This is a genomic window from Klebsiella sp. CN_Kp106 (genome assembly GCF_040064575.1).
Classification (GTDB): domain Bacteria; phylum Pseudomonadota; class Gammaproteobacteria; order Enterobacterales; family Enterobacteriaceae; genus Klebsiella; species Klebsiella michiganensis.
In genome coordinates this window covers 128319-154161 of the sequence record NZ_JBEAIG010000047.1, presented here as the reverse complement: position 1 = coordinate 154161, position 25843 = coordinate 128319, and the positions used below count along the sequence as shown (strand labels likewise).

Below are 25843 nucleotides of genomic sequence, written 5' to 3'. Positions count from 1 at the left end.
CCGGGCTACCGGCCCGCAGACGGCGGTGGACCCGTAGCCCGGGTAAGCGCAGCGCAACCCGGGAAGAAGCCGCACCGATGCATTCATCCCGGAGCAACCCAGGCTACCGATCTGCAGTTGCCCGGTAGCGCCACCGGGAAAACCGAAAAGAGCGATAATAAAAAGCCCCGGATTGCTCCGGGGCTGGCTATCACTCGTCAGTGACGATTTACGCTTAGTACGCGCCGAGATCGCTCCAGACCTGGAACTGACCGCAGTTCAGATCCGGCTGGTTGCCCTGAGACCACCATTTCACCTGGTAGTTATGGCCTTTCCAGCTCACGATTTCAAAGCTGCCCCAGTTGCTGCCATAGACGGTGCTGGCATTCCACAGCGGGTAAGGCGTGGTTTCGTCAGAAGGAACAGCATCATCATCTGCCGGTTGAGGCGTATCATCGGTGCGATCCTGGTCGTCTGCCGGCTCGTCCTCGGTATCATCGGTCTGAGTCGCGGCGACGACGGAGAGCACAAAGCGCTGCTGCGTTGACGGTTCACCCCAGGTATCGCGCACGAACAGGGTGAAGGTATACTCGGTATCCGCAGCCACTTTCGGCACATCGAACTCAATGACCGCCGCGGTTTTATCGGCGACGTTGATCGCCGCGGGCACGCCCCAGCTAAAGGTCAACTCGTCGTTATCTTCATCAGAAGATTTTTCGCCGGAAAGGCGCACGCGGGAGCCGCCTACCACCATCAGTTCGATAGCGGCTTTCGGCGCATGGTTTACCGACGGTTCAGGCTGGACGGTATCCTCCTCCTCTTCCTCCGGTTCAGCCGGTTCATCCGCCGGGTCGACGTTGATGCCTTCGAAATAGAACGGCTCCATATCGATAACTTCAGACGCTATTTCATAGCCCAGACCTTCACGGGCGGCGTTAACCAGCACGCCGTTGTCCTGGTCGATTGTCCAGGTGAACAGCGCGCCCAGGCCGAGGCTGGCGGCGTATTCGCCCTTGGCTTTCACCGTGCGCGGCGTATCCAGGGACATGAACAGTTTGCTGTCAGGGTTGTAGAGGTAGTCCGCGTCGGCAACCTTGTCGGTGTAGACGTTGAAGCCGTTACGGCCTTTCTGGTTTTCCAGATCCAGGTAGTTATAAATGATGTCGTACCATTCGGTGGTACCCGATTCGAAGGAGCCTACGGTGGTGCCGGTGCCCGGGCTATAGGTGCCTTTCAGCGGGGACAGGGATTCCAGCTCCGCGTTGCGCCCGTTACGGGTGTAGGCAGCGTAACCAATGTTGATTCGCTCTGCCGGGAAGCCTTCGGACAGCAGATGGCCGACAACGGTATCCACTCCCCAGCCGCCTTCTTCCAGCGCCTTCAGGTTGGTGTGGTGGGTCACGCTCTCCGCCCACGGGGTACCGAAGAAGTCATATGTCATCACGTTGATACCGTACAGGCCCGCTTCCAGCAGCGCATTGACGTTAGAGTAGCCGAGCGTCTTGACCACCGCCGAGCTGGCAATGGAGATTTTGACGTTGCTCAGGCCTGCGGCGTCCAGCTGCTTACGCAGTTCGCCAATCAGCAGGGCGTAGTTCTCGCCGTCTTCCGGGCCGTACGGGTTGCCAGCGCCTTCGGCATTCGGATATTCCCAGTCAATGTCCACTTCGCTGAACATCGGGAACTGCTTGAACAGTTTTACCACGCCTTTGGCAAAGACCTTACGCGAGGCGTCAGACGCGGCGGTTTCATGGAAACCGTTACTCATACTCCAGCCGCCGATGCTCATGGACAGCACCAGGTCGTGGCCCTGCTGCTTCGCTTTGGCCTGCAGATCGCGCAGGCCGCCGAGCAGGCCTTTAGTATTACTCTGGGTCACGGTCTTCGGATCGACATCCCAGCCGCTGACGGTGTGGCCAACGTTAACGTAAGACTGGAAGTCGCCCCACGGGTCGAGGAAGGTGGGCTCGTACTTCACTTTTCCGCACTGATCGGCACCTTCGGCAACCACGTCGCGCCACAGGTTGTCTACTTTGTGGAAGCCGGTCACGCCGACGAAACCGACGATGATTTTGTCGTAGGCGGTAGGAGAAACGTTGGTCAGGTCGTAGCCGCGACCGCGGTTATCTTTTGAATTATCGCCCTGCAGACGACCATCATACTGTGACCAGTCGGTGTAGTAGCCGAAGACTTTGGGTTTGGTGGTGGAGGCTTTGTATTTGTTATAGACCGGTTTAGCGACGCGAGCGGAGGTATAGCTGTATGCGCTCACTTCTGTTGCCGGGTTAAAGCCGTCTGCGGCGTTGCTGGTTTCGGTCAGCGTATCGCCCTTAATCAATTTGCTCGTTGCCACGTTAATTTCCTTCTGTGTTGAATGACCACCTCAAGCGGTGTGGGGCAGATAATCGGGCAACGCGGCGGCCGGGGCTAATCACAAAATAACAACTGAAACGATGATATTTCGGCTGATGGGCGATGAGGGTGATAGGGCGTTAAACGGTGAAAAAGCCTGTTATAACAACGCGATGATATATGAAATGAGGCGCGATGAGATCCCGGCGACCGGCGCCGGGAAGCGTGGCTTACGCAAAGAGGGCCGCTAAGCGCTGCAGCACCAGTACGGCGCTGTAGTAATCCAGGCGGAAGGTTTCCGTCCCCAGCGGATAAACGCGTTTGCCTTCAACGGCGGGCAGATGCGCCAGCAGCGGGTTAGCGTTAATCGCGTCGGCGTCCTTTTGGTCGCCGGCAAACAGGAACAGGCTCTGGCCGTTAAGTCCGGCGGCTAAGTTTTCCCCGCCCAGCTGCACGATATCATGCCGTTTTCCCTGGCTCTGGCTGGCATGCAGCCCGCCGGGCAGGTCGGCGAGGGTAAAGCCCAGCTGCTCGAGCAGCTGTCCCTGAGCGGATTCTTTGGTCCAGATATTGGCGCTATGGGCCGCGGCGGTGTAGACCAGCGCGGTGACCGGCTGCGGCGGCAGCTTCATTTTCTCTTTCAGCGCCGCCAGCTTTTTATCAAACTCCGCGATTCTCTCCGCCGCCTGTTTTTCGTGGCCGGTAATCTCCCCCAGTTGGGTCAGCAGGGCCTGCCAGCTTTTATCATCGTAGTTAATGATAAGCGTCGGGGCGATGGTGGAAAGCTGGTCGTAGAGCATCATCGCCGAATCGCCGCCGGTGGCGCTAATCAGAATGAGATCCGGCATTTGCGCCGCGACGGCCTCAGCGCTCGGTTCGCCAATATAGAGGCGCGACAGCTTGCGCGCTTTCGCCACATCGCTCCACTGGCGTAAAAATCCCTGACCGTCGGCGACGCGGTTATTGGGCGTCGTGGCCCCGCTGGCCACCACCGGCGCGTCAATCGCCAGCAGCGAGCCGGTCAGCGTCACGCTGGTGGAAACAATGCGCAGCGGCTGGCTTTCCAGCGTATGGGGTCCCCGGCTGTCGGTTATCTGACGCGGCCAGTCTGCCGCCAGCGCTGAGCTAATTCCGAAAATCGCCAGGCCGCTGGCGAGGAGGGTACGGCGGCAAAAGGTGGAGAAATTCACGTATTCGCATCCTGGTTAAGTAGTGATAAATGCTTCTCATTTTCAGCTGTGAGCGGCGTCGATGCAAGCTTAAGTCGCACAACATGCTACCTGTACGGTTGACATAGCGCGCAATACCTTTTAGGTTACCCAACCAAAATATAAATGATAATTATTCGTAATATCTTTATCGTTTTTGGAGGATGATATGGAAACGTCTTTGGCTGAGGAAGTACGGGAGAAAAAAATGACTCTGCCGCCGGAAAGCTTCTTCTTTATGTCGCCGTACCGCAGCTTCACCACCGCTGGCTGCTTTAGCCGATTCTCTCATCCGGCCGCCGACGGCGATAATCCGGACGGGGAGTTTCAGCAAAAAATAGCGGCCTCGTTTAAAGCGGCGCGGGCTGCCGGGATCGCAAAGCCTGTGATGGTCGGCGCCATTCCGTTCGATACCAGTGAGCCTTCCGAGCTGTTTATCCCCGCGAGCTGGACAGCGTTCTCCCGCACTGAAAAGCAGCACTCCGCGCGCTATGCGTCCGGGCAACAGCCGATGGACGTGGTGCAGCGCCGGGAGATCCCCGAACAGGACACCTTCATGGCGATGGTGGCGCGCGCGGCGGCCCTCACCGCGACGCCGGAAGTGGACAAAGTGGTCCTCTCGCGCCTGATTGATATCACCACCCGCGAACGGGTTGATAGCGGGGCGCTGCTCGAGCGCCTGATCGCCCAGAACCCGGCCAGCTATAACTTCCACGTGCCGCTCTCGGACGGCGGCGTGCTGCTGGGCGCCAGCCCGGAGCTGCTGCTGCGTAAAGAAGGCGCGCATTTCAGCTCTCTGCCGCTGGCCGGTTCGGCCCGTCGCCAGCCGGACGATGTGCTGGACCGCGAAGCGGGGCACAGGCTGTTGGCATCGGAAAAAGACCGCCACGAACATGAGCTGGTGACCCAGGCGATGAAGGCCGTATTAGCGCCGCGCAGCAGCGAACTCTCCCTGCCGGACTCTCCGCAGCTGATCACCACGCCGACCCTGTGGCATCTGGCGACGCAGATTCAGGGCACCGCGCTGGCAAATGAGAACGCCATGTCGCTGGCCTGCCTGCTGCACCCGACGCCGGCGCTGAGCGGCTTCCCGCATCAGGCGGCGAAACGCCTGATTAACGAACTGGAGCCGTTCGACCGTCAGCTGTTCGGCGGCATCGTCGGCTGGTGCGATGATGAAGGCAACGGCGAGTGGGTGGTGACCATCCGCTGCGCGCGCCTGCAGCAGCGCACCCTGCGGCTATTTGCTGGCGCAGGTATCGTCCCGGCCTCTTCGCCGCTAGGCGAGTGGCGCGAAACCGGCGTCAAACTGACCACCATGCTGAACGTATTCGGCTTGCAATAAGGGACTATGATGATCGAATTTACCCGCTGGCCGGAAGAGTTTGCGGCCCGCTATCGGCAAAAAGGTTACTGGCAGGATCTGCCGCTAACCCATCTGATTACCCGTCATGCGGAAAACGACGCTCCCGCGATTATCGACGGCGACAAAAGCTACAGCTACCGTGAATTCAACCGCCTGGTGGATAACCTCGCCTCCTCGCTGCAGCGTCAGGGCCTGAAGCGCGGCGAAACGGCGCTGGTGCAGCTGGGCAACGTTGCGGAATTTTATATCACCTTCTTCGCGCTGCTGCGTATCGGCGTTGCGCCGGTCAACGCGCTGTTCAGCCACCAGCGTAGCGAGCTGAACGCCTACGCCGCGCAGATTGAACCCGCTTTGCTGATTGCCGACCGCGAACACGCGCTGTTTGCCGATGATGATTTTCTTAACGCTTTTGTCGCCCAGCATGCGTCGGTACGCGTGGCCCTGCTGCTGAACGACGGCGGCGAACGCAGCCTGGCGGCGGCCATCGCGCGGCCTGACGATAATTTCGTCGCGCATCCGACGCCCGCTGACGAAGTGGCCTTTTTCCAGCTCTCCGGCGGCAGCACCGGTACGCCGAAGCTCATTCCGCGTACTCATAACGACTACGAATACAGCATTCGCCGCAGCAACCAGCTGTGCGGCGTAAGCGCCGAAACGCGCTATCTGAACGCGCTTCCCGCCGCCCACAACTACGCGATGAGCTCGCCGGGTTCACTCGGCGTCTTCCTCGCCGGCGGCGTGGTGGTGCTGGCGCACGACCCGAGCGCCACCCTCTGTTTCCCGCTGATCGAAAAGCACCAGATTAACCTGACCTCGCTGGTTCCGCCGGCGGTAAGCCTGTGGTTACAGGAGATCTATGAGTCCGGCAGCAATGCCCGTCTGCAGTCGCTGCGGCTGCTGCAGGTAGGTGGGGCGCGCCTGTCCGCGACCCTCGCCGCGCGTATTCCGGCGGAAATCGGCTGTCAGCTCCAGCAGGTCTTCGGCATGGCGGAGGGGCTGGTGAACTATACCCGCCTCAACGACAGCCCCGAGCGCATTATCAATACCCAGGGCTGCCCGATGTGTCCTGATGACGAAGTGTGGGTGGCCGATGCGCAGGGTAATCCGCTGCCGCGCGGCGAAGTCGGGCGCCTGATGACCCGTGGCCCTTATACCTTCCGCGGGTACTACAAGAGCCCGCAGCATAATGCCGAGGCCTTTGATGCCGATGGTTTCTACTGCTCTGGCGATCTGATCTCGATCGATGAAGATGGCTATATCACCGTGCAGGGGCGGGAAAAAGATCAGATCAACCGCGGCGGCGAGAAGATCGCGGCGGAAGAGATCGAAAACCTGCTGCTGCGCCATCCGGCGGTGATCCACGTCGCGCTGGTCAGCATGGAAGATAGCCTGCTGGGGGAAAAGAGCTGCGCATATCTGGTGGTAAAAGAGCCTCTGCGCGCGGTGGCGGTACGCCGCTTCCTGCGGGAACAAGGGGTCGCAGAATTTAAACTGCCGGACCGCGTGGAGTGCGTTGATGCGCTGCCGCTGACGCCGGTGGGCAAAGTCGATAAAAAACAATTACGTCAGTGGCTGGCTGAACGCAAGCTGGGCTGAAGGAGAAGACAGAATGGCAATCCCAAAATTACAGGCTTACGCGCTGCCGGAAGCCAGCGATATCCCGGCGAACAAAGTGAACTGGGCATTTGAGCCGTCCCGTGCCGCGCTGTTGATCCACGATATGCAGGAGTATTTCCTTAACTTCTGGGGCGAAAACAGCGCGATGATGGAGAAAGTGGTGGCCAACATCGCCGCCCTGCGCGAGTTCTGCAAACAGAACCATATTCCGGTTTTTTACACCGCCCAGCCGAAAGAGCAGAGCGATGAAGACCGCGCGCTGCTGAACGACATGTGGGGGCCGGGCCTGACCCGTTCGCCGGAACAGCAGCAGGTGATTGCCGCGCTTGCGCCGGACGACAACGACACCGTGCTGGTGAAGTGGCGCTACAGCGCGTTTCATCGCTCGCCGCTGGAGGAGATGCTGAAAGAGGCGGGGCGCGATCAGCTAATCATCACCGGCGTATATGCCCATATCGGCTGCATGACCACTGCGACCGATGCGTTTATGCGCGATATTAAGCCGTTCTTCGTTGCCGACGCGCTGGCCGATTTCAGCCGCGAGGAGCACCTGATGGCGCTCAACTACGTGGCGGGTCGCTCCGGTCGAGTGGTGATGACCGAAGAGCTGCTGCCGCTGCCGGCATCGAAAGCGGCGCTGCGGGCGCTGGTGCTGCCGCTGCTGGATGAATCCGACGAACCGATGGATGACGAAAACCTGATCGACTACGGCCTGGATTCGGTACGCATGATGGCGCTCGCCGCCCGCTGGCGTAAAGTGCACGGCGATATCGACTTCGTGGTGCTGGCGAAAAATCCGACCATTGATGCCTGGTGGGCGCTGCTTTCCCGCGAGGTGAAATAATGAACGGGCTCGATTTTCACGGCCGGACCGTGTGGATCACCGGCGCGGGCAAGGGGATCGGCTACGCCACCGCCCTGGCGTTCGTTGAGGCCGGCGCGCAGGTAACCGGGTTTGATTTGGCGTTCGACGGCGAAAGCTACCCGTTCGCCACCGAGACGCTGGACGTTGCCGACGCGCAGCAGGTGGCGCAGACGTGCGGCCGCCTGCTGGCAGGGATCGCGCGGCTGGATGTGCTGGTCAATGCCGCCGGTATTTTGCGGATGGGGGCGACCGATGCGCTGAGCCAGGAAGACTGGCAGCAGACCTTTGCCGTTAACGTTGGCGGGGCGTTTAACCTGTTCCAGCAGACGATGGCGCAGTTCCGCCGCCAAAAAGGCGGGGCGATTGTGACCGTGGCGTCCGACGCTGCGCATACGCCGCGCATTGGCATGAGCGCCTACGGCGCATCAAAGGCGGCGCTGAAGAGCCTGGCGCTGACCGTCGGGCTGGAGCTGGCGGGCAGCGGCGTACGCTGTAATCTGGTTTCTCCTGGCTCTACCGATACCGATATGCAGCGGACGCTGTGGGTGAGCGATGACGCTGAGCAGCAGCGCATTCGCGGCTTCGGTGAGCAGTTTAAGCTGGGCATTCCGCTGGGTAAAATCGCCCGCCCGCAGGAGATTGCCAATACCATTCTGTTCCTCGCCTCCGACCACGCCAGCCATATCACGCTGCAGGATATCGTGGTGGACGGCGGCTCGACGCTGGGGGCATAAATGGCCTGGAAACGTCAGCTGACGCTGGATGAACTCAACGCGACCAGCGTCAATACGATGGTGGCGCATCTGGGCATCGTTTATACCCGGCTTGAGGAGGGCTTGCTGGAAGCGGAAATGCCGGTCGACGCGCGAACCCATCAGCCGTTCGGGCTGCTGCACGGCGGCGCCTCCGCGGCGCTGGCGGAAACCCTGGGCTCGATGGCCGGGTGGCTGATGACCGAAGAGGGGCAGTGCGTAGTGGGGACCGAGCTCAATGCCACCCATCACCGGGCGGTCTCCAGCGGCAAAGTCCGCGGCGAATGCCGGGCGCTGCACCTGGGGCGTCAGGGCCAGAGCTGGGAAATTGCGGTGTTCGACGAGCGGGGACGACGCTGCTGCACCTGCCGTCTGGGCACGGCTGTCCTCGGCTGAGGCATAGCCTGTTCCCGGGTCGCGCTGCGCTTACCCGGGCTACGGGTTCACCATCGTCTGCGGACCGGTAGCCCGGACAGGCGCGTCAAGCGCCGCCTCCGGGGAAACAGGATGCGATGCAGTGACAGATTATCCCTCCCCGTTTTCATCCATTTTCCTGCCAGAAGTGATCTCGCTTGCAATGTGAGATAAATCCTTGCCGTCAGGCGACATCTGCAACGTTTCAAAGTTGTTAAAACTTCCATTGTGTTCTAGAAACAACTTGTAACATCCTGATTACCCTACCTGTGGAACACAATGATGAATAATTCAGGGAAATACCTCATCTGGACACTGCTCTCCGTTATCGGAGCCTTTGCCCTGGGCTATATCGCGCTAAACCGGGGTGAACAGATTAACGCGCTGTGGATTGTCGTCGCGGCAGTCTGCGTCTATCTGATCGCCTATCGCTTTTACGGCCTGTATATCGCTAAAAACGTGCTGGCGGTCGACCCGACGCGCATGACTCCGGCGGTGCGTCACAACGACGGCCTCGACTACGTTCCAACCGATAAGAAAGTGCTGTTCGGTCACCATTTTGCGGCCATTGCCGGCGCGGGGCCGCTGGTTGGTCCGGTGCTGGCGGCGCAGATGGGCTATCTGCCGGGAATGATCTGGATCCTCGCGGGCGTGGTGCTGGCCGGAGCGGTACAGGACTTTATGGTGCTGTTCGTCTCCACCCGTCGCGACGGACGTTCGCTCGGCGAGCTGGTGAAAGAGGAGATGGGCCCGACCGCCGGCGTACTGGCGCTGGTAGCCTGCTTTATGATCATGGTGATTATCCTCGCGGTACTGGCGATGATCGTGGTGAAAGCGCTGACCCACAGCCCGTGGGGGACTTACACCGTGGCCTTTACCATCCCGCTGGCGATTTTCATGGGGATCTATATTCGCTATCTGCGCCCCGGGCGCATTGGCGAGGTGTCGGTGATTGGCCTGGTGATGCTGGTGTTCGCCATCATTTCCGGCGGCTGGGTGGCGGAAAGCCCGACCTGGGCGCCGTGGTTTGACTACACCGGCGTACAGCTCACCTGGATTCTGGTGGGCTACGGGTTTATCGCCGCGGTGCTGCCGGTCTGGCTGCTGCTGGCGCCTCGCGACTACCTCTCCACCTTCCTGAAAATCGGCACCATCGTCGGTCTGGCGATTGGTATTCTGATTATGCGTCCGACGCTGACGATGCCGGCGCTGACCAAATTTATCGATGGCACCGGGCCAGTATGGAGCGGCAGCCTGTTCCCGTTCCTGTTTATCACCATCGCCTGCGGCGCGGTTTCCGGCTTCCATGCCCTGATTGCCTCCGGCACGACGCCGAAGATGCTGGCTAATGAAGGCCAGGCCTGCTTTATCGGCTACGGCGGCATGCTGATGGAGTCCTTCGTGGCGATTATGGCGCTGGTGGCGGCCTGTATTATCGACCCGGGCGTCTACTTCGCGATGAACAGCCCAATGGCGGTGCTGGCCCCGGCGGGCGTGACCGATGTGGTAGCGTCGGCGGCGCAGGTGGTGAGCAGCTGGGGCTTTACCGTAACCCCGGATACGCTTAATCAGATTGCGAACGAAGTGGGGGAACAGTCGATTATCTCCCGTGCGGGCGGCGCGCCGACGCTGGCGGTGGGCATGGCCTATATTCTGCACGGTTCGCTGGGCGGCCTGATGGACGTCTCCTTCTGGTATCACTTCGCGATTCTGTTCGAGGCGCTGTTTATCCTGACCGCGGTGGATGCCGGCACGCGCGCGGCGCGCTTTATGCTGCAGGATCTGCTCGGGGTGATTAGCCCGGGCCTGAAGCAAACCAGCTCGCTGCCGGCGAACCTTCTCGCCACGGCGCTGTGCGTGCTGGCGTGGGGCTACTTCCTGCATCAGGGCGTGGTTGACCCGCTTGGCGGCATCAACACGCTGTGGCCGCTGTTTGGTATTGCCAACCAGATGCTGGCGGGGATGGCGCTGATGCTCTGCGCGGTGGTACTGTTTAAGATGAAGCGCCAGCGCTATGCCTGGGTCGCGCTGCTGCCGACCTCCTGGCTGCTGATCTGTACCCTGACCGCGGGCTGGCAGAAGTCGTTCAGCACCGATACCAAAGTGGGCTTCCTGGCGATTGCCAACAAGTTCCAGGCGATGATTGACAGCGGCAATATTCCGCCGCAGTACACCGAGTCGCAGCTGGCGCAGCTGGTGTTTAACAACCGTCTGGATGCCGGGCTGACCATCTTCTTTATGGTGGTGGTGGTCGTGCTGGCGCTGTTCTCGATTAAGACCGCGCTGGCGGCGCTGAAAGAGGACAAACCGACGGCGAAAGAGACCCCTTACCAGGCGATGCCTGCTGATGCTGATAGCCTGGTGACCCAGGCGAAACGCGCCCACTAAGCCATGACGTTATCGCCCTCTTTTGCGAGAAGGGGGGCGATGATGGGAGTTGAAAATGTTTGATACCCTTTCGAAAGCCGGAAAATATTTAGGCCAGGCGGCGAAAATGATGATCGGCGTCCCGGATTACGACAACTACGTGGAGCACATCCGCGCGACCCATCCGGAACAAACGCCGATGACCTATGAAGAGTTTTTTCGCGAGCGTCAGGACGCGCGCTACGGCGGTAAAGGCGGCGCGAAGTGCTGTTAACCCTCTTTCGGCAGATACAGGCTGATCTGCTCCTGGGTGCAGCCGTATATTGCCGCCAGCTTTTCGCGGGTGCGCTTTTGCGGGCGGGAATCGATAGCTTCTAGCTGGGATACCGCCGACTGGCTAATCCCGAGCTTATTGGCCACCTCCTGCTGCGACAGGCCGCGCAAAATGCGCCAGGCCGCCTGCAGGCTGACTTTCTCTTTATCCATGATGTCGCAGACGTCACCCGGCAGCATCACGTTGTCGTAGATATCGTGTTCTACCGGAATATCTTCAAGATCGGCTTCCGTTTCATCATCCAGCTCGGCTAGCTGCAAACACATCTGGAAGTATTCGTCGTAGGGGATCACCGCGTACTGCGCTTTCCCTTCATCATCCTTAATTATCTGAACAGCCATATGGCATATTCTCCTCATGCAAATAGGTTGTTGAGGTTCTGCGCTTAACGGACACGATAAACAGGTCGCTCAGCGTCAGCCCCTGACGTGTGAAAATGACCCGATAATCCCCTACCCGAAGACGGTAATGATTCTCTGGTTTAGATAACTTTCTGACATCGGGCCGAGGAGCCGTACGGTCACCTAAATCAGCTAGCCTGCTTTTGATTCTCTGCTGATAGCGATAATCGATATTTGCCGGTTCCTTTTTTGCCACTTTTGACCAGATGAGCATGCTATGTACCTCCACTGTACACCTCAGTTGAACATAAGAAAATAATAAGTTTATAAGATAAGTTTGTTATTTTCTTATGAGGGTACCCTAACGCAGAATCGTCTTCTGGCGAAGGCAGAAACATCGGCTTTGCGAGGCGGCTCGAAAGCGCCTCCGCCGGGCGGCAGAGGCGAATAAAACGGGGGATTAACCGGCGAAACGTTCGACCTTCTCAAACGCCGCGCGCAGGGTTTCGGCGTTCAGTTCAACCGGCAGAAAATGGATGGACTCCACCGGGCGCAGGGTATGGGCAATCACCTTATCCAGCTGTTCGCGGTTGTTGATGTCCACCTCCAGCGCCGCCAGCGTAGTCGGCAGATTAAAGCGCCGGTACGCCTGCACCAGCTGCGCCAGCACGTCGTCCTGGCCGAGCAGGGCGCTCTGGACCAGAATGCCGTAGGCGACTTTGGTCCCGTGAAGATACTTCTCGGTCTGCGGCAGTACCGTCAGCCCGTTGTGCACCGCGTGGGCGGCGGCGACGCGGGTATAGCGCTCGCCCAGCCCGCCGACCATACCGCCGCCGGCGATAACCGCATCCACCACGTCTCGAAACGCCTGGGTCAGCTCGCCGCGCTGCTGGTCGGCCAGCGCGGTTTCGCTGCTTTCCAGCAGAACATCGCGGATCGCCAGCGCGCCGTTGATACCCAGGCGCACGGTGAGCGGCAGCGTCTCCGGCTGCGGAGCCAGCACCACCGCTTCATACCATTTCGCCAGCGTATCGCCGATGCCCGCCAGCAGATATTCCGCCGGCGCGTTAAGAATAATGTGCGGCTCCACCAGCACCAGAAAGTTGGCGTCGTCGAAGATTTCAAACTGCAGCGCCTGACCGGCATCGTTATACCACACCGACAGCGGCGTCCACGCCGCGCAGGTGGCGGCGATGGTGGGGATGGCCACCACCGGCAGGCCGAGGCGACGGGCCAGCGCCTTCGCGGTATCGAGCAGCGCGCCGCCGCCCACGCCAATCACCACCGATCGATCGTCGCCGGATGCGCGGGCCAGCTCGCTGACGTCGCTTTCGCTGCAGTGGCCTTTAAATAATATTTTTTTGGCGCCAGGCGCGTTAAACGCTGCCGGCAGGAAAGCCTGCGCGCCCGCGATAGCCCGCTCGCCGTAAACCCACACCGCGCGTGAAAGCTGTTCTTCGCTGTAAAAATCCTGCAGCCGGGCAAGGCTGCCGGGATGGGAATAGTAGTTGGCGGGGCCGGGGACCACGCGGATATCGCTGTGACTCATCAATGTTGTCCTTGTGCTGTTTCGCTAACCCGATGTTATGTCTGGACATCCGGATGGCTAATATTATTTCGCTTTATCTTATGCCTTTTATGCATTTGTCAGTCAAGGACAGCTATGAAAAATTCGTTAAATCAGAACATTAATCGACAGGGTGCAGGGGATGACCGGCAATCGCCTTGAGATGCAAAATATTAGCCTGGCCTTTTCCGGCTTTCGGGCGCTCAGCAACGTGGCTTTCACCCTGACGGGGGGATCGGTGCATGCGCTGACCGGCGCCAACGGCGCGGGTAAGTCCACGCTCATGGCGGTGCTGTGCGGCACGCACGCCCACTACGAAGGCGAGGTGGTGATTAACAACCAGTCGGTAAGCATCCGCTCGCCGCGCGATGCCAAACAGCTGGGGATCCATCTGGTGCAGCAGGAGGTTGACGTGGCGCTGGTCCCGGGCCTGAGCATCGCGGAAAACATCATGCTCGACAGGCTGGCGGAGCCGGGGATCGCCTTCCGCTGGGGGCGGCTGCGCCAGCTGGCGCGCGAGGCGCTGGCTCAGCTTGACGTCAGCCTCGATGTACGCCGCTCCATCGACAGCTGTACGCTGGCGGAAAAACAGCAAATCCTGCTGGCCCGCGCGCTGTCGCATCACTGCCGCTTTCTTATCCTCGATGAACCGACCGCGCCGCTGGACCAAAACGAAAGCGAGCGCCTGTTTGCGGTGGTTCGCCGCCTGCAGCGGCAGGGCATTGGTATCGTGTTTATCTCGCACCGTATTCATGAATTAAAAGCGGTCTGCGACACCCTGACGGTGCTGCGCGACGGCCGGCTGATTGAGAGCGGGCCGATGGCCGACCTGAGCGGCGAGCAGATCGTCGAGAAGATGCTCGGGCACGAGCTGAGCGATATCTTTCCGCCGAAGCGGCCGCCGCATAGCGATGAGGTGCTGCTACAGGTTGAAGGGCTGCACGACGAAGGGCTGCTGCAGGATATCTCGTTGCGTCTGCGCAAGGGGGAGATTCTGGGGATCGCCGGACTGGCGGGCGCCGGGAAAACCGAGCTGTGTAAGGCGCTGTTTGGCGCCAGCAAAAGCCGTTTGACCCGCGGCGAACTGAACAGCCAGCCGTGGCGACCGCGCGACCCGGCGGACTCGGTGGCGCGTGGTCTGGCGCTGGTGCCGGAAGAGCGGCGCAAAGAGGGCATTTTTATCGAAGAAACGGTGGCGATGAACCTGGCGGTCAGCGCCGATAGCAGCTTCTCCCGCTGGAGCCTGTTTGGCCATCGTCAGGCCTGGCGCTGGGCGGAAGAGGTGATCGCCCGGGTGGGCATTCGGACATCGGGTCCGGCGCAAACCCTGCGCCGTCTCTCCGGCGGCAATCAGCAAAAAGTGGCGATAGGCAAATGGCTGCGCGGCAACGCCAACGTCCTGATTTTCGATGAGCCGACCAAAGGGGTCGACGTCAAAGCCAAAACGGATTTATTCAATGTGATCGACGGCCTGGCGCGGGAAGGCAAAGGGGTGATTTACGCCTCGGGCGAATTCGCCGAGCTGGTCGGCCTGTGCGATCGCATCTGCGTGCTGTGGGACGGACGCATCGTGGCGGAAATTGCGGGCGCGGAGGCCCGGGAAGAGAACATTCTTTATTACTCCACCGGAGGAGCAGCAGCGTGAGTAAGGCCCTGGCAGTTAACGCGACGGTATCGGGCCGTCAGCGATTTTTCGATTTTCTCTACAAATGGGGCATGTTGCTGACCGTCGTCCTGCTGATCGCCGTTTTTGGCCTGGCGTCGGACAACTTCCTCGACCCGTTTAACATCATCAACATCCTGCGTTCCATCGCCATCGTGACGGTGATCGCCATCGGCGTATCGATATCCCTGACCATCGGCGGTTTCGATTTGTCCGTGGGCTCCACCGCCTCGCTGGCCAATGCGCTGGTGATTTCGCTGTTCGTCTGGCACGGCTTCGGCACCACCGAGGCGATCCTTATCACCCTGGCGCTCTGTACCTTAGTGGGGCTGTTTAACGCGTTTCTGATCGTGATTCTGCGTATTCCCGACATGCTGGCGACGCTTGCCAGCCTGTTCGTGATTCAGGGCGTGGCGATGACCTACAGCTACGGCGGGTCGATCACCGAAAACATGGTGCTGCCGAGCGGCGATATGGCGGAAGGCGCGATTCCGGCGGCGTTCGGTTCGCTGGGGCAGGTGCCAACGATAGTGATCATTATGCTGGTGGTGACCGTTATCGCTCAGCTGGCGCTCTCTTTTACCACCCACGGACGGCGGATGTACGCCATCGGCGGCAACCCGGAAGCGGCGCGCCTCTCCGGCCTGCGCATCACCCGTTACAAAGTGGCGGCGTACGTCATCGCCTCTCTGCTGGCGGGGCTCGGCGGCATTCTGTTGGCGTCGCGCATCGGCTCATCGCAGGTGAACGCCGGCGGCGGCTACCTGATGGATGCGGTGGCGGCGGCGTGGATTGGCTTCTCGCTGGCCGGTTCCGGTAAGCCGAACGCGCTCGGTACGCTGGTGGGGGCGGTCATTTTAGGCGTGCTTTCCAACGGCCTGGTGATGCTCTCGGTGCCCTATTACGCGATGGACATTATTAAAGGGCTGGTGCTGGCTGGCGCGCTCGCACTGACTTATTTTCAGCGCCGCATCTAAAATTTTACCCGTCATTCTTCAAATTGCAGGTGTGTTGGCTGCGTTCACTCACCCGAATCACTTACTTATGTAAGCTCATCGGGATTCGTTTACTTGCCGCCGTCCTGCAATTCGAATTATTTAGGGTAACAAAAAGGAAACACTATGAAAAAGATAACATTTTCACTCATCGCGCTGGGGTTGTTCAACGCTGCGGCGGCCTTTGCTGAAACCCCGACGCCGCTTCCGGCTGCCATTGCTGAACACAGCGGGCCGATTCGCATTGCGGTGATCCGCAACCTGGGCTCCGACGATAACACCACTCAGTTTGTCTCCGGAGCGATCCAGGAGGGGAAAAAGCTCGGCTTTAAAATCAGTACCTTCCTCAGCAACGGTGATGACGCCAAATTCCAGGACTTCGTTAACCAGGCGATTAGCCAGAAATACGACGGCATTATCCTTTCTCAGGGGCGCGATCCCTACGCCACCGCGCTGGTGAAAAAAGCGGTGGACGCCGGGATCAAAGTCTCGGTTTTCGATACCGCGGTAAACGGCCAGATCCCGGGCGTCACCGTCACCCAGCAGGATGATGCTTCGCTGACCGAGCTTTCCTTTGGCCAGCTGGTGAAAGATTTCAACGGCAAAGCCAATATCGTCAAACTGTGGGTCGCGGGTTTCCCGCCGATGGAGCGCCGCCAGGCGGCCTACCAGACGCTGCTTAAACAAAACCCCGGCATCAAAGAGCTGGAATCCATCGGCGCGGTCTCTTCCGACGTTCAGGGCGATACCGCCAACAAGGTCGGCGCGATCCTGGCGAAATACCCGAAAGGTAAAATTGATGCCATCTGGGGAACCTGGGACGCGTTCAGCCAGGGCGCCTATAAAGCGCTGAAAGAGAACGGCCGCACCGAGATCAAACTCTACAGCATCGACATTTCCAATCAGGATCTGCAGCTGATGCGCGAATCCGGCAGCCCGTGGAAGGTGAGCGTAGCGGTGGATCCGAAGCTTATCGGCGCCACCAACGTGCGCCTGATCGCCAATAAGATTGCCGGGGAACCGACGCCTGCGACCTACGACTTTAAGGCGGCGGCGATCCCGCAGGCGCTGCTGGCGGCGCAGCCGGGGGCGGTTAACGTCGCCTCGCTGGGTAAAATTATCCCGGGCTGGGGCCAGACCGAAGACTTTATCGCCCCGTGGTTCGCTACCCTGGAAGCGAAAAACAAATGAGTGTTTTGCCAACACCAGAATACAGCCGCAATATGCGGCTGATCGGGCATAGCGATCAGGGGGGACGCCCGGACGGCGTTCAGCTGATGGTCCATCGTGGTTTTGCCTATATCGGCCATATGGTCTCGCAGGGCTTTTCCGTGGTGGATGTGCGCGACCCTAAACATCCGCAAACGGTCAACTACATCGCCGCGCCGCCCGGTACCTGGAACGTCCATTTACAGGCGCACGATGATCTGCTGCTGGTGATCAACGCCCGGGATCTGTTCGCCGATGCCCGCTTCGCCGACGAGAAGGTGTACTACACCCGTTCGGTGGGCGAGACGGTCAGCGACGTACGGGATAGGGGCTGGAGCGCCGGGCTGCGGATTTTTGATATTTCCACTCCGGATAAACCGCGAGAGATCGCTTTTCTGTCGCTTAACGGCATCGGTATCCACCGAATCTGGTACGTCGGCGGACGCTGGGCCTACGTTTCCGCGCTGATTGACGGCTTTAGCGACTACATTTTCCTGACTATCGACCTGGCCGACCCGCGCAAGCCGGAGGTCGCCGGGCGCTGGTGGCTGCCGGGGATGAACCAGGCGGCGGGGGAGACCGCGCAGTGGCCGGAAGGTAAGCGCTATGCCCTGCATCACGCGATTATCGCCGGCGACACCGCCTACGGCAGCTGGCGCGACGGCGGCCTGACCCTGCTCGATGTGCAGGACCGCACTCAGCCGAAGCTGATTAGCCACCGTAACTGGAGCCCGCCGTTTGGCGGCGGCACCCACACCGCGCTGCCGCTCCCGGATCGGGATCTGCTGGTGGTGCTTGATGAGGCGGTGCTGGATAACCAGCAGGATGGCGAGAAGCTGATCTGGCTGTTCGACATTCGCGACCCGACGAATCCGGTGAGTATCGCCACTTTCCCGCAGCCGGACGAAGCTGACTACGTGGCGAAAGGGGCGCACTTTGGCCCGCATAACCTGCATGAGAATCGTCCCGGCAGCTTTGTCAGCTCAACGCTGATTTTCGCCACTTATCAGAACGCGGGCGTTCGCGCTTACGATATTTCCAACCCTTATCGACCGGTGGAAACCGGGGCGCTGGTGCCCGCCGCGCCGGCGAAAATGATGGATACCCGCCCCGGTCGCCCGCGGGTGATCCAGTCCTGCGACGTGTTCGTCGACGCGCAGGGAATTATTTACAGCACCGACTATAACGGCGGGCTGTCGGTGATTGAGTATCTGGGGTAGGGGATTGTGGGTTGTTGCCTTCCCGGGTTGCGGCGTAAACGCCTTACCCGGGCTACCGGATCGCAGATGGTGGCGAACCCGTAGCCCGGACAGATGCGAAGCATCGCCTCCGGGGAAAAGAGGCAAATACCCGGAGGCGGCGCTTGACGCGCCTGTCCGGGCTACCGGCATTATAACGATGGGCTGTCGGTGATTGAGTATCTGGGGTAGGGGATTGTGGGTTGTTGCTTCCCGGGTCGCGGCGTAAACGCCTTACCCGGGCTACCGGATCGCAGACGGTGGTGAGCCCGTAGCCCGGCTAAGCGCAGCGCGAGCCGGGAAAGGCTGGACGGAGATTCAACCGTACTGGCGAATTCGCGCAATCAGCTCATCCACGCTGTCGATACGCCCGGCAATCACAATCAGCGCTTTACCCAGCGTGATGGCGTGGCGCAGGCATTCATGGCGCATGGCTTCGTCCTGGATAGTATCGATATCCGCCACGTGCGACAGCCCGACGCTGCGGCGAATCAGTTCGGTGCCGCAGAAGCCCACTGCGTCGGCCCACACTTTCTTCAGGAACGCGGAGGCATAGCCGGGCCAGGCCAGCGCGGCGTCGCGGGATCTCTCTGCCGCCAGCGCCTGAAAACGCTCGGCAAAGGTGGTCCAGAACTGCTGGATATCGCTGAGGCGCTGTTCGCGAGCGGCGGCGGCATCGCGAATGCCCAGATGCCCCGGCAGACCGCAATAGTTGAGCAGCAGGTTGCCGATGGCGGTGCCGATATCGAAGCCAATCGGGCCGAAAAAGCCGAACTCGGCGTCGATGGCCTTAAAGCTGCCTTCGGCGACGAAAATCGAGCCGCTGTGGATATCGCCGTGCAGCAGCGCTTCGGCATGGGAGAAGAAGCGATGCTTGAGCGCGGCCACCGCCAGCTTCAGCTGGGCATCGTCGCGCAGGGCGGCGACATCGGCTTCCAGCGCGGCTGGATAGCTGTTGCGCTCGTGAACCTGATACGGGTCGTTAAAGAACAGATCCTCGGTGATTTCGCACATCTCGGGATTAATAAATTGCGCCACCTGGGCCTTTTTCTCGTGAGGAGGCAGATAAAAGTCGCTGGTGTGGAACAGCGTCTGGGCCAGGTATTCCCCCAGCTGGCTGGCGGCCTGGGGGTAGTAAACGTTGTTGATCAGCTCCCCGCGCCAGATGCGGTGATCGGAGAGATCTTCCATCACCATCACCGCCAGCTCGGGATCGAAATGCACAATCCGCACCGTGTGCTGCGGGCAGTGCTGATAGTGAGCCACCAGGGTTTGTGCTTCAAGGCGCGCGCGGTCAAGGGTCAGCGGCCAGGATTCTCCCACGCAGCGCACGTAGGGCAGCGCCTGCTTAACGATAATCCGGCTCACGCCCCTGATATCGAAAATTTTAAACACCAGGTTGAGGTTGCCGTCGCCCACTTCCTGTGCGGACACCAGTTCTGACGGATTGTCGATACCGCCAAATTGTTGGGCGTAAGCCACCGCATCGCTGGCCGTGAAAGTATGGTATTGCGACATTGCCTCGATCCTCAAAATTCTGATTAAGCCGTTCAGACGTCTATACTTCTGGATTTCATCCTGACACAATGTGATACAACAACGCAACAGGGATTTAACTAAATGCAGACACTACAGACCACCAGCCTGCGGGTAAGCGAAAATCAGCTCTTTATTCTTGACCAGCAGGCTTTACCGCAGGAAAAACGCTGGCTGGCGGCGGATAATGTGGCGCTGCTGGTGGACCATATTCACGCCCTGCGGGTACGCGGCGCGCCGCTGATTGGCCTGTCGGCCAGCCTGCTGCTGGCGCTGCTGGCGCAGCGCGGCCTGACCCGCGATGCGCTATCTGAGGCGCTGGAAACACTGCGTGCCGCGCGTCCGACGGCGGTAAACCTGATGAATAATCTGGATCGCATGAAGCTGGCGCTGGCGGAGGAGCGCTTTCCACAGGCTCTGGAAGCGGAAGCGCTGCGCCTGATCGAAGAGGATAAACAGCTTTGCGCCAGCATCGCCGAGGCGGGCAGCGCGCTGGTGACGCCGGGCAGCCGCCTGTTGACCCACTGCAATACCGGCGGCCTGGCGACGGCGGGCGTCGGCACCGCGCTGGGGGTGATTGCGCTGGCGCATCAGCAGGGAAAGGTGGCGAACGTCTGGGTGGATGAAACGCGCCCGCTGTTACAGGGCGGACGTTTGACCGCCTGGGAGCTGGGTGAACTGGGCGTGCCGTATCGGCTGATTACCGACTCGATGGCCGCCAGCCTGATGGCGCAGGGCCAGGTCGACGCGGTTTGGGTGGGCGCTGACCGTATCGCCGCCAACGGCGATGTGGCAAATAAAATCGGCACCTATTCGCTGGCGGTGCTGGCGAAGTATCATCAGATTCCCTTTTACGTGGCCGCGCCGCAGACTACCCTGGACCGCCATTGCCCGAACGGCGCGGCAATCCCGATTGAGCAGCGGGCGGCCGCCGAAGTTACCGGCGTCGCCGGCAGCTTTGGCGCGGTGCAGTGGGCGCCGAAAGAGGCCGCCGTTTATAATCCGGCGTTCGACGTCACGCCCGCATCGTTAATCAGCGGCTGGGTGCTGGACAGCGGCGTGGTGACCCCGGAGCAGGTCGCCGCCGGGGCGTTTGCGCCAGAAAAGGCCTGAACCTGAGCGAAAAAGGCGAAGCGACCTCCCTCGCTTCGCCTTCAACTTATGGCAGCACCATCTCTACCGCCGGAGCGGACTGCGGGTCGATATTGCGGCCAAGCGCCGTCAGCGCCGCCTGGTACGGGCACAGCGTCCCGACGGCGGTGGTCCGGCAGCCCGCCTGATGCCACTCCTGGCGCAGCAGCGGATGCTGGCTATCCGGCGTTTGCAGGCGGCGTAAATCGTCCAGACTTTGCGCCTGGAAGTAGACGCGCAGGTAGCGTTTTCCGCTATGGGTGTCGCGCCAGCGTTCCAGTACCAGGCTGCTGCCCGGCGGGATATTGCCGCGGCTGTACCCCGGCAGCTGCCAGCTAAAGTCCATTAACGTCCGCACCATGGCGATATTGGTATCGTGCGCCACCAGCAGCAGCCAGCGCACGTTCGGCGCGGCGCCCTCTTTTACCCCTTCGAGCATGGCGTTGAGCAGAATCGAGCCGCGTTTTTGCGCGGTATAAAACACATCGTTGCTCAGATCGTAGTTCTCCGTCAGCAGCGGCAGCAGGGCGGTGACCTGGCTGGCGCGGGTAATATTGCCCCACGCCAGCTGGCTGAGAGGCAGGTTCTCGCTCCAGCCCAGACGCAGCGTCTCAACCATATTGGCCATCACGCTCAGCCCGCTAATCGAGGTTTTGCCGCTTTTGCTCTGCTCCACCTGCCACGGCAGGTCAAATACCGGGCAGGGCTTATCGGGCGCGCAGACGGCGTTTTTCAGCAGCTGAATCACCGGAGCCAGCGCCTGCCGACGCTGCGCCAGATCGCCGGCCGTCTTCTTCACTTCCGCCAGCTGGCGGGCGGGATCGGTTTGCGTGGCGGCAAATTTATCGGTCTGAAACAGCGGGTCGGCGTCGCCGCTGACGTGATGAATCATTACGCCACAGCCGGGAAAGGCGCCGTCCACCAGCGCCTGGGCGGTGGCCCGCGTGCGCTGCAGGGGGCTGGCGCGCACGTAAATCTCTCCACTCGCCGGACAGCCCGCCGCCAGTAGTCCGAGCTGACGATAGCGTGCGCCTTCATCACGACCTTTATTGACGACGGCGGCATAGCCGTGGCCGGTCAGCTCGCCGTCGTGAGTGGTCCACTGCGTCCACGGACGCTGGGTCGCGGCTTCGATGGCCTCCCGGTTGCCCTCCGTCGGCGGACGAATGCCGTGGCGGCTGAGCTCAACCACTTTTTCCAGCGTAAACTGCGCGGCGGCGTGGCCCGGCGCGGCCAGCAGCGGCAGGGCGCAGGCGAGCAGCAGGCGTAGCAAAACCTGATGTCGTACAGGCATCATAAAATATTCCTTATAAGTTAAAAGGTTATGACGAGAATGAGGTCTGACGCTCTGTCGCGTGTCGCCTGGCGACAATCGCGGCGGTGGTAAAACAGAATAGCGCGGACATCAGGCCGGTGCCTACCCAAAACAGCGATAGCGTACTGAAGTCATACAGCGTTTTGCCATTTTCGATTATCGATGTTTTATCGATGATGATGCCGGTCAGAAACTCGCCGAGTCCCGCCCCCGCGTAGCTGGCAATACCGATGGTGCCGAGCGCGGCGCCCGCGGCTTTACGGGACGAAATATCGACGGCGATCAGTCCGCCAAGGAAGCAGGTCAACGCCCCGATGGTAGCGCCGAAGATAATCATCGCCAGAATATCGGTGTAGTAGCCGTGCGGCGACCAGAGCATCAGCGCGAAGCCGGCGGTGTTGAGCAGGCTGATAAAACCGGCCATCACGCTGCGGTTGCGCGGGAAGAAGCGGTCGGAGAGCATCCCGGCGATAATCGTTCCGGCAATACCCGCGATAGCGTTGACCCCGATAATCCCGGACGCTTCGAGAGTAGAGTAGGCTTTATCCTGCTCCAGGAAGAAGATCCCCCATGAATTCACCGCGTAGCGGTCGATATACATAAACGCCGAGGCCAGCGCCAGCGCCCACAGGGCCGGGTTGCGCAGCGCCAGCAGCTGGTTTTTAAACACCGAGCCGCGGGCTTCCGTCTCCTCCTGCGGTTCGTCGCGAATCACGTTGATTGACGGGAAGCCGCAGCTTTGCGGCGAGTCGCGCATAAACAACAGCATCAGCACCACCCCGGCGGCGCCGAGCGCGGCGGTCGACAGATAGCCCATCTGCCAGCCGAATCCGGCAATCACCGCCGCGATCACCATATAGGTCATCGCTTCGCCGATGTTATGCGCCGTCGACCAGATGGCGTAAAAGGTGCCTCGTTCTTTACAGCCGTACCAGCGCGCCAGCGATACCACGCACGGACCGACGCCCATCGACTGCGCCCAGCCGTTAATCCCCCAGAAGATAGCCAGCAGCATGGCGTTGCTGGTCATCCCCATCATCAGGTTCATCCCGGCGCTCAGCAGCAGCCCAAGGCTCATATAGCGCACCACGTTGGCATGATCGGCGATAAAGCCGTTGACCAGCTTGCCGATGGCGTAGCTGAAAAACAGCGTTGAGCCGATCATGCCCAGCTCCGTCGGGGTAATGCCAAGCTCCACCAGCGCGCTTTTGGCGACGGTGAACGACAGCCGGCAAACGTAGAACGTGACGTACGCCAGGGTCATGGTAATAAAGGTTTGCCAGCGCACGCTGCGAAAGCGCCGCTCATCGAACTCTCCGCCCGCTTTGGGCGGCGAAGCGCGAAAAAATGCGATAATTCTTCCAGACATAATGGTATCTCCGAAGGTCGGAGGCCTGACTGATTAGTGTGGTTCGTCCATGAGGTTTAACCCGTCATACTTCAAGTTGCATATGCGTTGGCTGCGTTCGTTCACCCCAGTCACTTACCAGAGTAAGCTCCTGGGGATTAATGAGAGGCTCCTGCCTCTCACCGGAGGCCAGCCTTCGGCTGGTCAAATTCGTTCCCGACGAATTTGTCGCTCACTTGCCGCCTTTCTGCAACTCGAATTATTTAGGGTTGATTGTCGTTGTGTAGAGTACATAATCAGATAAAGCCTGACCCGATGCGGTTAAGGTAAGGGGTGACAAAGCATGTTTTTTAATTGTGGATAGAGCGTCTTGCTGGCCAGCAGCAGCGGATTACCGTGACGAATCCCGTCGTTTGCCAGATAGTCGTTGCTGAGGCCGCCCGCTTCGCGCATCAGCACCAGCCCCGGCAGCCCGTCCCACGGGTTCATATGCGGTTCGTAGTAGCCGATAAGCCTGCCCGCCGCCGCCCAGGCACTCATCAGCGCCCCGGAGCCGTTGCGGATAAACATCCCGCCGTCGCTCAGCAGCGCATCGAGGAAGGGCAGAAAGACCGCAGGCGTCACGCGGTGCGAGGTGCCGACGCCCATCACGCCCTCTTTGACCGTCGCTGCCGGATGCGGCGCGATAGGCGCATCGTTAAGCCATGCGCCCTGGCCTTTCAGGGCGTGGAACAGCTCGCGATGGTTGGGGTCGTACACCACGCCGATAACCGGTTCGCCGTCGGCTATGATGGCCAGCGACAGGCACCAGGTGTGCAGGCCGTTAAGAAAACAGCTGGTGCCGTCGATGGGATCGACAACCCACAGCACGCGCGCGTCCGGCATCTGCGTCCCGCTCTCCTCGCCGAGAAAACCGTCCTGCGGGAAGGCGTCGGTAATGCGCTGCTTCACAAACGCTTCGACCCGCTTATCGGCGACGCTGACCACGTCCTGCAGATCCTCGCCTTTATGATCCACCGTCAGCCGGTCGCGCTGTTGATAGTATTCGAACGCCAGTTCAGCGCCGGCCTTCGCCAGCTCGCAGGCTAAACGGTAGCGGGCCTGCAGTTCATTTGATTCCAGTGATTTCATCTTAACTCCCTATTTTGCACACGTGTGCAAATTGCCTGAAAAAAACGGCCCCGAAGGGCAAAATGAGTGTGGATGGATTAAAAATATTATTCTGTGATCGCTCCGGCATAAAATGAATTTTTCATTTCGCGCTTTGACGAACGATCAGTTTCACCGGCACTTCGCGATGGCGTGACGGCAGGCTGAATTTGGCGATCCGCGTGACCAGCAGATCCACCGCGTGGTGGGCGAGCAGGGCGGTATTCTGCTGCACGGTAGTCAGCTGATAGGGCTGCCAGTCCGCCTGGGGAATATCATCGAAGCCGATAATCGCCGGTAGCGAAGCGGCGGGGTTGTCCGCCCGCAGGCCGTCCAGCGCGCCGAGCGCCAGCATATCGGTGGCGCAGAACAGCGCCTGCAGCTGCGGATGCGCGGCAAGCAGCTGCCTGGCTGCGGCAAAGCCCGCCTGATAGCCGCTGCTGTCGCAGAAGTGCGCGGCGACCTCCATGCCCTGGGTATGGGCAACAAACGCTTCGTAGCGCTGGCGGGTGCTGAAGTTATCCAGGCTTTCGCCGATAAACCCGGCCTGGCGCCACTGGCGCTGGGCAAACAGGTCGGCCACCAGCTTCGCGCCCTGCGCGTTGTCGCTGCACACGCGATCGCAGCCGGCCAGCTCGGCGTGGCGGTTGATAAGGGTCACCGGGATTTTTCGCTCCAGATACTCCTCCGCCAGCGACAGCGGCGGCGCCCCGGAGGTGATAATAACCCCCGCGACGTGATAGCTCAGCAGCTGCCTGAGCGACGGGGCGAGCTGCTGCGGATCGTCGGCGTTCATCAGCAGCGGCATAAAACCGTTGAGCGCCAGCTGGTGGACCAGCGGCGACAGCAGCTTGCTGCGGAAGGGGTTATCAAAGCCGGCGGTGACGATGCCGATAAAATTGCTGCTGCCGGTATTCATCGTGCGGGCGATAATGTTGACCTGATAGCCCAGCGTTTCCGCCGCGGCGAGGACCTTCTGGCGGGTTTTTTCCGCCACCGATGCGCCGGGCGTAAAGGTGCGGGAAACCGCGGAACGTGAGACGCCAGCGAGTCGGGCAACGTCCTCTGCCTTAATCCATTTTTTTTCGCTCATAGTA

General features: G+C 60.4%; 23 protein-coding genes. 13 read left to right on the top strand and 10 right to left on the bottom strand.

The genetic code is table 11. The features are described 5' to 3' along the window. The coding region (locus ABLU96_RS14270) for a hypothetical protein (protein ID WP_219725558.1) at positions 1-204 on the top strand (204 nt) is incomplete at its 5' end. A 10-nt stretch (positions 205-214) separates the two neighbouring features. On the opposite strand, the gene ABLU96_RS14265 is transcribed toward ABLU96_RS14270, so the two are convergent. After that, positions 215-2332 (bottom strand): glycosyl hydrolase family 18 protein, encoded by a 2118-nt coding sequence (locus tag ABLU96_RS14265; protein ID WP_202861542.1) that lies wholly within the window; start codon positions 2330-2332, stop codon positions 215-217. 229 nt (positions 2333-2561) lie between these two features. After that, positions 2562-3521 carry a Fe2+-enterobactin ABC transporter substrate-binding protein gene (fepB, locus tag ABLU96_RS14260; RefSeq protein ID WP_032748644.1) on the bottom strand — a complete coding sequence of 320 codons (960 nt, stop codon included), beginning with the start codon at positions 3519-3521 and terminating at the stop codon, positions 2562-2564. Between the two features lie 187 nt (positions 3522-3708). Between fepB and entC the strand changes: the two genes are divergently transcribed. The 7 genes from entC (at position 3709) to ABLU96_RS14225 (ending at position 11194) form a co-directional block, all read left to right on the top strand. Then, on the top strand, positions 3709-4884 hold the full coding sequence (entC, locus tag ABLU96_RS14255; protein ID WP_025108239.1) for an isochorismate synthase EntC: 1176 nt from the start codon (positions 3709-3711) through the stop codon (positions 4882-4884). Between the two features lie 9 nt (positions 4885-4893). Then, positions 4894-6501 carry a (2,3-dihydroxybenzoyl)adenylate synthase EntE gene (entE, locus tag ABLU96_RS14250; protein WP_064375885.1) on the top strand — a complete coding sequence of 536 codons (1608 nt, stop codon included), beginning with the start codon at positions 4894-4896 and terminating at the stop codon, positions 6499-6501. 13 nt (positions 6502-6514) lie between these two features. After that, the gene (gene entB, locus ABLU96_RS14245; protein WP_025108237.1) at positions 6515-7366 is read left to right on the top strand and encodes an enterobactin biosynthesis bifunctional isochorismatase/aryl carrier protein EntB; all 852 of its coding nucleotides are present in this window, start codon (positions 6515-6517) and stop codon (positions 7364-7366) included. Continuing rightward, positions 7366-8121 carry a 2,3-dihydro-2,3-dihydroxybenzoate dehydrogenase EntA gene (entA, locus tag ABLU96_RS14240; RefSeq protein ID WP_014837779.1) on the top strand — a complete coding sequence of 252 codons (756 nt, stop codon included), beginning with the start codon at positions 7366-7368 and terminating at the stop codon, positions 8119-8121. Before entB ends, entA begins: the two co-directional genes overlap by 1 nt. Further along, positions 8122-8535, top strand: a complete 414-nt coding sequence (gene entH / locus ABLU96_RS14235) for a proofreading thioesterase EntH (protein ID WP_046878152.1) — start codon at positions 8122-8124, stop codon at positions 8533-8535. Between the two features lie 300 nt (positions 8536-8835). After that, positions 8836-10941, top strand: a complete 2106-nt coding sequence (cstA, locus tag ABLU96_RS14230) for a pyruvate/proton symporter CstA (protein ID WP_025108508.1) — start codon at positions 8836-8838, stop codon at positions 10939-10941. A gap of 55 nt (positions 10942-10996) precedes the next feature. Beyond that, positions 10997-11194 (top strand): YbdD/YjiX family protein, encoded by a 198-nt coding sequence (locus tag ABLU96_RS14225; protein WP_004130340.1) that lies wholly within the window; start codon positions 10997-10999, stop codon positions 11192-11194. On the opposite strand, the gene ABLU96_RS14220 is transcribed toward ABLU96_RS14225, so the two are convergent. The 3 genes from ABLU96_RS14220 to ABLU96_RS14210 all read right to left on the bottom strand — a co-directional run bounded on the left by ABLU96_RS14220 (position 11191) and on the right by ABLU96_RS14210 (position 13144). Further along, entirely contained in the window at positions 11191-11595 is a 405-nt protein-coding gene (locus tag ABLU96_RS14220; RefSeq protein ID WP_004100084.1) for a helix-turn-helix domain-containing protein, read from the bottom strand. The genes ABLU96_RS14225 and ABLU96_RS14220 overlap by 4 nt on opposite strands. Then, the gene (locus tag ABLU96_RS14215; protein ID WP_074189018.1) at positions 11576-11869 is read right to left on the bottom strand and encodes a type II toxin-antitoxin system RelE/ParE family toxin; all 294 of its coding nucleotides are present in this window, start codon (positions 11867-11869) and stop codon (positions 11576-11578) included. Before ABLU96_RS14215 ends, ABLU96_RS14220 begins: the two co-directional genes overlap by 20 nt. A gap of 186 nt (positions 11870-12055) precedes the next feature. Next, a complete protein-coding gene (locus ABLU96_RS14210) occupies positions 12056-13144 on the bottom strand; it encodes an oxidoreductase (RefSeq protein ID WP_014228365.1) in 1089 nt (362 codons plus the stop codon). A gap of 160 nt (positions 13145-13304) precedes the next feature. Between ABLU96_RS14210 and ABLU96_RS14205 the strand changes: the two genes are divergently transcribed. The 4 genes from ABLU96_RS14205 to ABLU96_RS14190 all read left to right on the top strand — a co-directional run bounded on the left by ABLU96_RS14205 (position 13305) and on the right by ABLU96_RS14190 (position 18249). After that, the gene (locus tag ABLU96_RS14205; protein ID WP_057173662.1) at positions 13305-14807 is read left to right on the top strand and encodes a sugar ABC transporter ATP-binding protein; all 1503 of its coding nucleotides are present in this window, start codon (positions 13305-13307) and stop codon (positions 14805-14807) included. Beyond that, the gene (locus ABLU96_RS14200; protein WP_049071013.1) at positions 14804-15802 is read left to right on the top strand and encodes an ABC transporter permease; all 999 of its coding nucleotides are present in this window, start codon (positions 14804-14806) and stop codon (positions 15800-15802) included. Before ABLU96_RS14205 ends, ABLU96_RS14200 begins: the two co-directional genes overlap by 4 nt. Positions 15803-15946: 144 nt before the next feature. Continuing rightward, positions 15947-17011, top strand: coding sequence for a sugar ABC transporter substrate-binding protein (locus tag ABLU96_RS14195; RefSeq protein ID WP_014228368.1), 1065 nt, complete (start codon positions 15947-15949; stop codon positions 17009-17011). Further along, positions 17008-18249 (top strand): LVIVD repeat-containing protein, encoded by a 1242-nt coding sequence (locus ABLU96_RS14190; protein WP_004848703.1) that lies wholly within the window; start codon positions 17008-17010, stop codon positions 18247-18249. Before ABLU96_RS14195 ends, ABLU96_RS14190 begins: the two co-directional genes overlap by 4 nt. A 336-nt stretch (positions 18250-18585) precedes the next feature. On the opposite strand, the gene mtnK is transcribed toward ABLU96_RS14190, so the two are convergent. Beyond that, on the bottom strand, positions 18586-19785 hold the full coding sequence (gene mtnK / locus ABLU96_RS14185; protein ID WP_057173668.1) for an S-methyl-5-thioribose kinase: 1200 nt from the start codon (positions 19783-19785) through the stop codon (positions 18586-18588). 102 nt (positions 19786-19887) lie between these two features. Here mtnK and mtnA point away from each other — a divergent pair, with 102 nt between their 5' ends. Further along, positions 19888-20916, top strand: a complete 1029-nt coding sequence (gene mtnA / locus ABLU96_RS14180) for an S-methyl-5-thioribose-1-phosphate isomerase (protein ID WP_064404784.1) — start codon at positions 19888-19890, stop codon at positions 20914-20916. A 46-nt stretch (positions 20917-20962) separates the two neighbouring features. Here mtnA and ABLU96_RS14175 read toward each other — a convergent pair whose 3' ends face one another. The 4 genes from ABLU96_RS14175 to ABLU96_RS14160 all read right to left on the bottom strand — a co-directional run bounded on the left by ABLU96_RS14175 (position 20963) and on the right by ABLU96_RS14160 (position 25839). Beyond that, positions 20963-22231: a histidine-type phosphatase gene (locus tag ABLU96_RS14175; protein WP_014228372.1), complete on the bottom strand. Its 1269-nt coding sequence runs from the start codon at positions 22229-22231 to the stop codon at positions 20963-20965. A gap of 25 nt (positions 22232-22256) precedes the next feature. Continuing rightward, positions 22257-23618, bottom strand: coding sequence for an MFS transporter (locus tag ABLU96_RS14170; RefSeq protein WP_025106422.1), 1362 nt, complete (start codon positions 23616-23618; stop codon positions 22257-22259). A 300-nt stretch (positions 23619-23918) separates the two neighbouring features. Then, positions 23919-24728: an inositol monophosphatase gene (locus tag ABLU96_RS14165; protein ID WP_025106421.1), complete on the bottom strand. Its 810-nt coding sequence runs from the start codon at positions 24726-24728 to the stop codon at positions 23919-23921. 121 nt (positions 24729-24849) lie between these two features. After that, positions 24850-25839, bottom strand: coding sequence for a LacI family DNA-binding transcriptional regulator (locus ABLU96_RS14160; protein WP_014228374.1), 990 nt, complete (start codon positions 25837-25839; stop codon positions 24850-24852). Positions 25840-25843: the final 4 nt, after the last annotated feature.

What these genes read in the sequence shown, in the direction of transcription:
- entC (WP_025108239.1), top strand. Translation starts at nt 3,709, where the DNA reads ATGGAAACGTCTTTGGCTGAGGAAGTACGGGAGAAAAAAATGACTCTG.
- entE (WP_064375885.1), top strand. Translation starts at nt 4,894, where the DNA reads ATGATCGAATTTACCCGCTGGCCGGAAGAGTTTGCGGCCCGCTATCGG.
- entB (WP_025108237.1), top strand. Translation starts at nt 6,515, where the DNA reads ATGGCAATCCCAAAATTACAGGCTTACGCGCTGCCGGAAGCCAGCGAT.
- entA (WP_014837779.1), top strand. Translation starts at nt 7,366, where the DNA reads ATGAACGGGCTCGATTTTCACGGCCGGACCGTGTGGATCACCGGCGCG.
- entH (WP_046878152.1), top strand. Translation starts at nt 8,122, where the DNA reads ATGGCCTGGAAACGTCAGCTGACGCTGGATGAACTCAACGCGACCAGC.
- cstA (WP_025108508.1), top strand. Translation starts at nt 8,836, where the DNA reads ATGAATAATTCAGGGAAATACCTCATCTGGACACTGCTCTCCGTTATC.
- ABLU96_RS14225 (WP_004130340.1), top strand. Translation starts at nt 10,997, where the DNA reads ATGTTTGATACCCTTTCGAAAGCCGGAAAATATTTAGGCCAGGCGGCG.
- ABLU96_RS14220 (WP_004100084.1), bottom strand. Translation starts at nt 11,595, where the DNA reads ATGGCTGTTCAGATAATTAAGGATGATGAAGGGAAAGCGCAGTACGCG.
- ABLU96_RS14215 (WP_074189018.1), bottom strand. Translation starts at nt 11,869, where the DNA reads ATGCTCATCTGGTCAAAAGTGGCAAAAAAGGAACCGGCAAATATCGAT.
- ABLU96_RS14210 (WP_014228365.1), bottom strand. Translation starts at nt 13,144, where the DNA reads ATGAGTCACAGCGATATCCGCGTGGTCCCCGGCCCCGCCAACTACTAT.
- ABLU96_RS14205 (WP_057173662.1), top strand. Translation starts at nt 13,305, where the DNA reads ATGACCGGCAATCGCCTTGAGATGCAAAATATTAGCCTGGCCTTTTCC.
- ABLU96_RS14195 (WP_014228368.1), top strand. Translation starts at nt 15,947, where the DNA reads ATGAAAAAGATAACATTTTCACTCATCGCGCTGGGGTTGTTCAACGCT.
- ABLU96_RS14190 (WP_004848703.1), top strand. Translation starts at nt 17,008, where the DNA reads ATGAGTGTTTTGCCAACACCAGAATACAGCCGCAATATGCGGCTGATC.
- mtnK (WP_057173668.1), bottom strand. Translation starts at nt 19,785, where the DNA reads ATGTCGCAATACCATACTTTCACGGCCAGCGATGCGGTGGCTTACGCC.
- mtnA (WP_064404784.1), top strand. Translation starts at nt 19,888, where the DNA reads ATGCAGACACTACAGACCACCAGCCTGCGGGTAAGCGAAAATCAGCTC.
- ABLU96_RS14175 (WP_014228372.1), bottom strand. Translation starts at nt 22,231, where the DNA reads ATGATGCCTGTACGACATCAGGTTTTGCTACGCCTGCTGCTCGCCTGC.
- ABLU96_RS14170 (WP_025106422.1), bottom strand. Translation starts at nt 23,618, where the DNA reads ATGTCTGGAAGAATTATCGCATTTTTTCGCGCTTCGCCGCCCAAAGCG.
- ABLU96_RS14165 (WP_025106421.1), bottom strand. Translation starts at nt 24,728, where the DNA reads ATGAAATCACTGGAATCAAATGAACTGCAGGCCCGCTACCGTTTAGCC.
- ABLU96_RS14160 (WP_014228374.1), bottom strand. Translation starts at nt 25,839, where the DNA reads ATGAGCGAAAAAAAATGGATTAAGGCAGAGGACGTTGCCCGACTCGCT.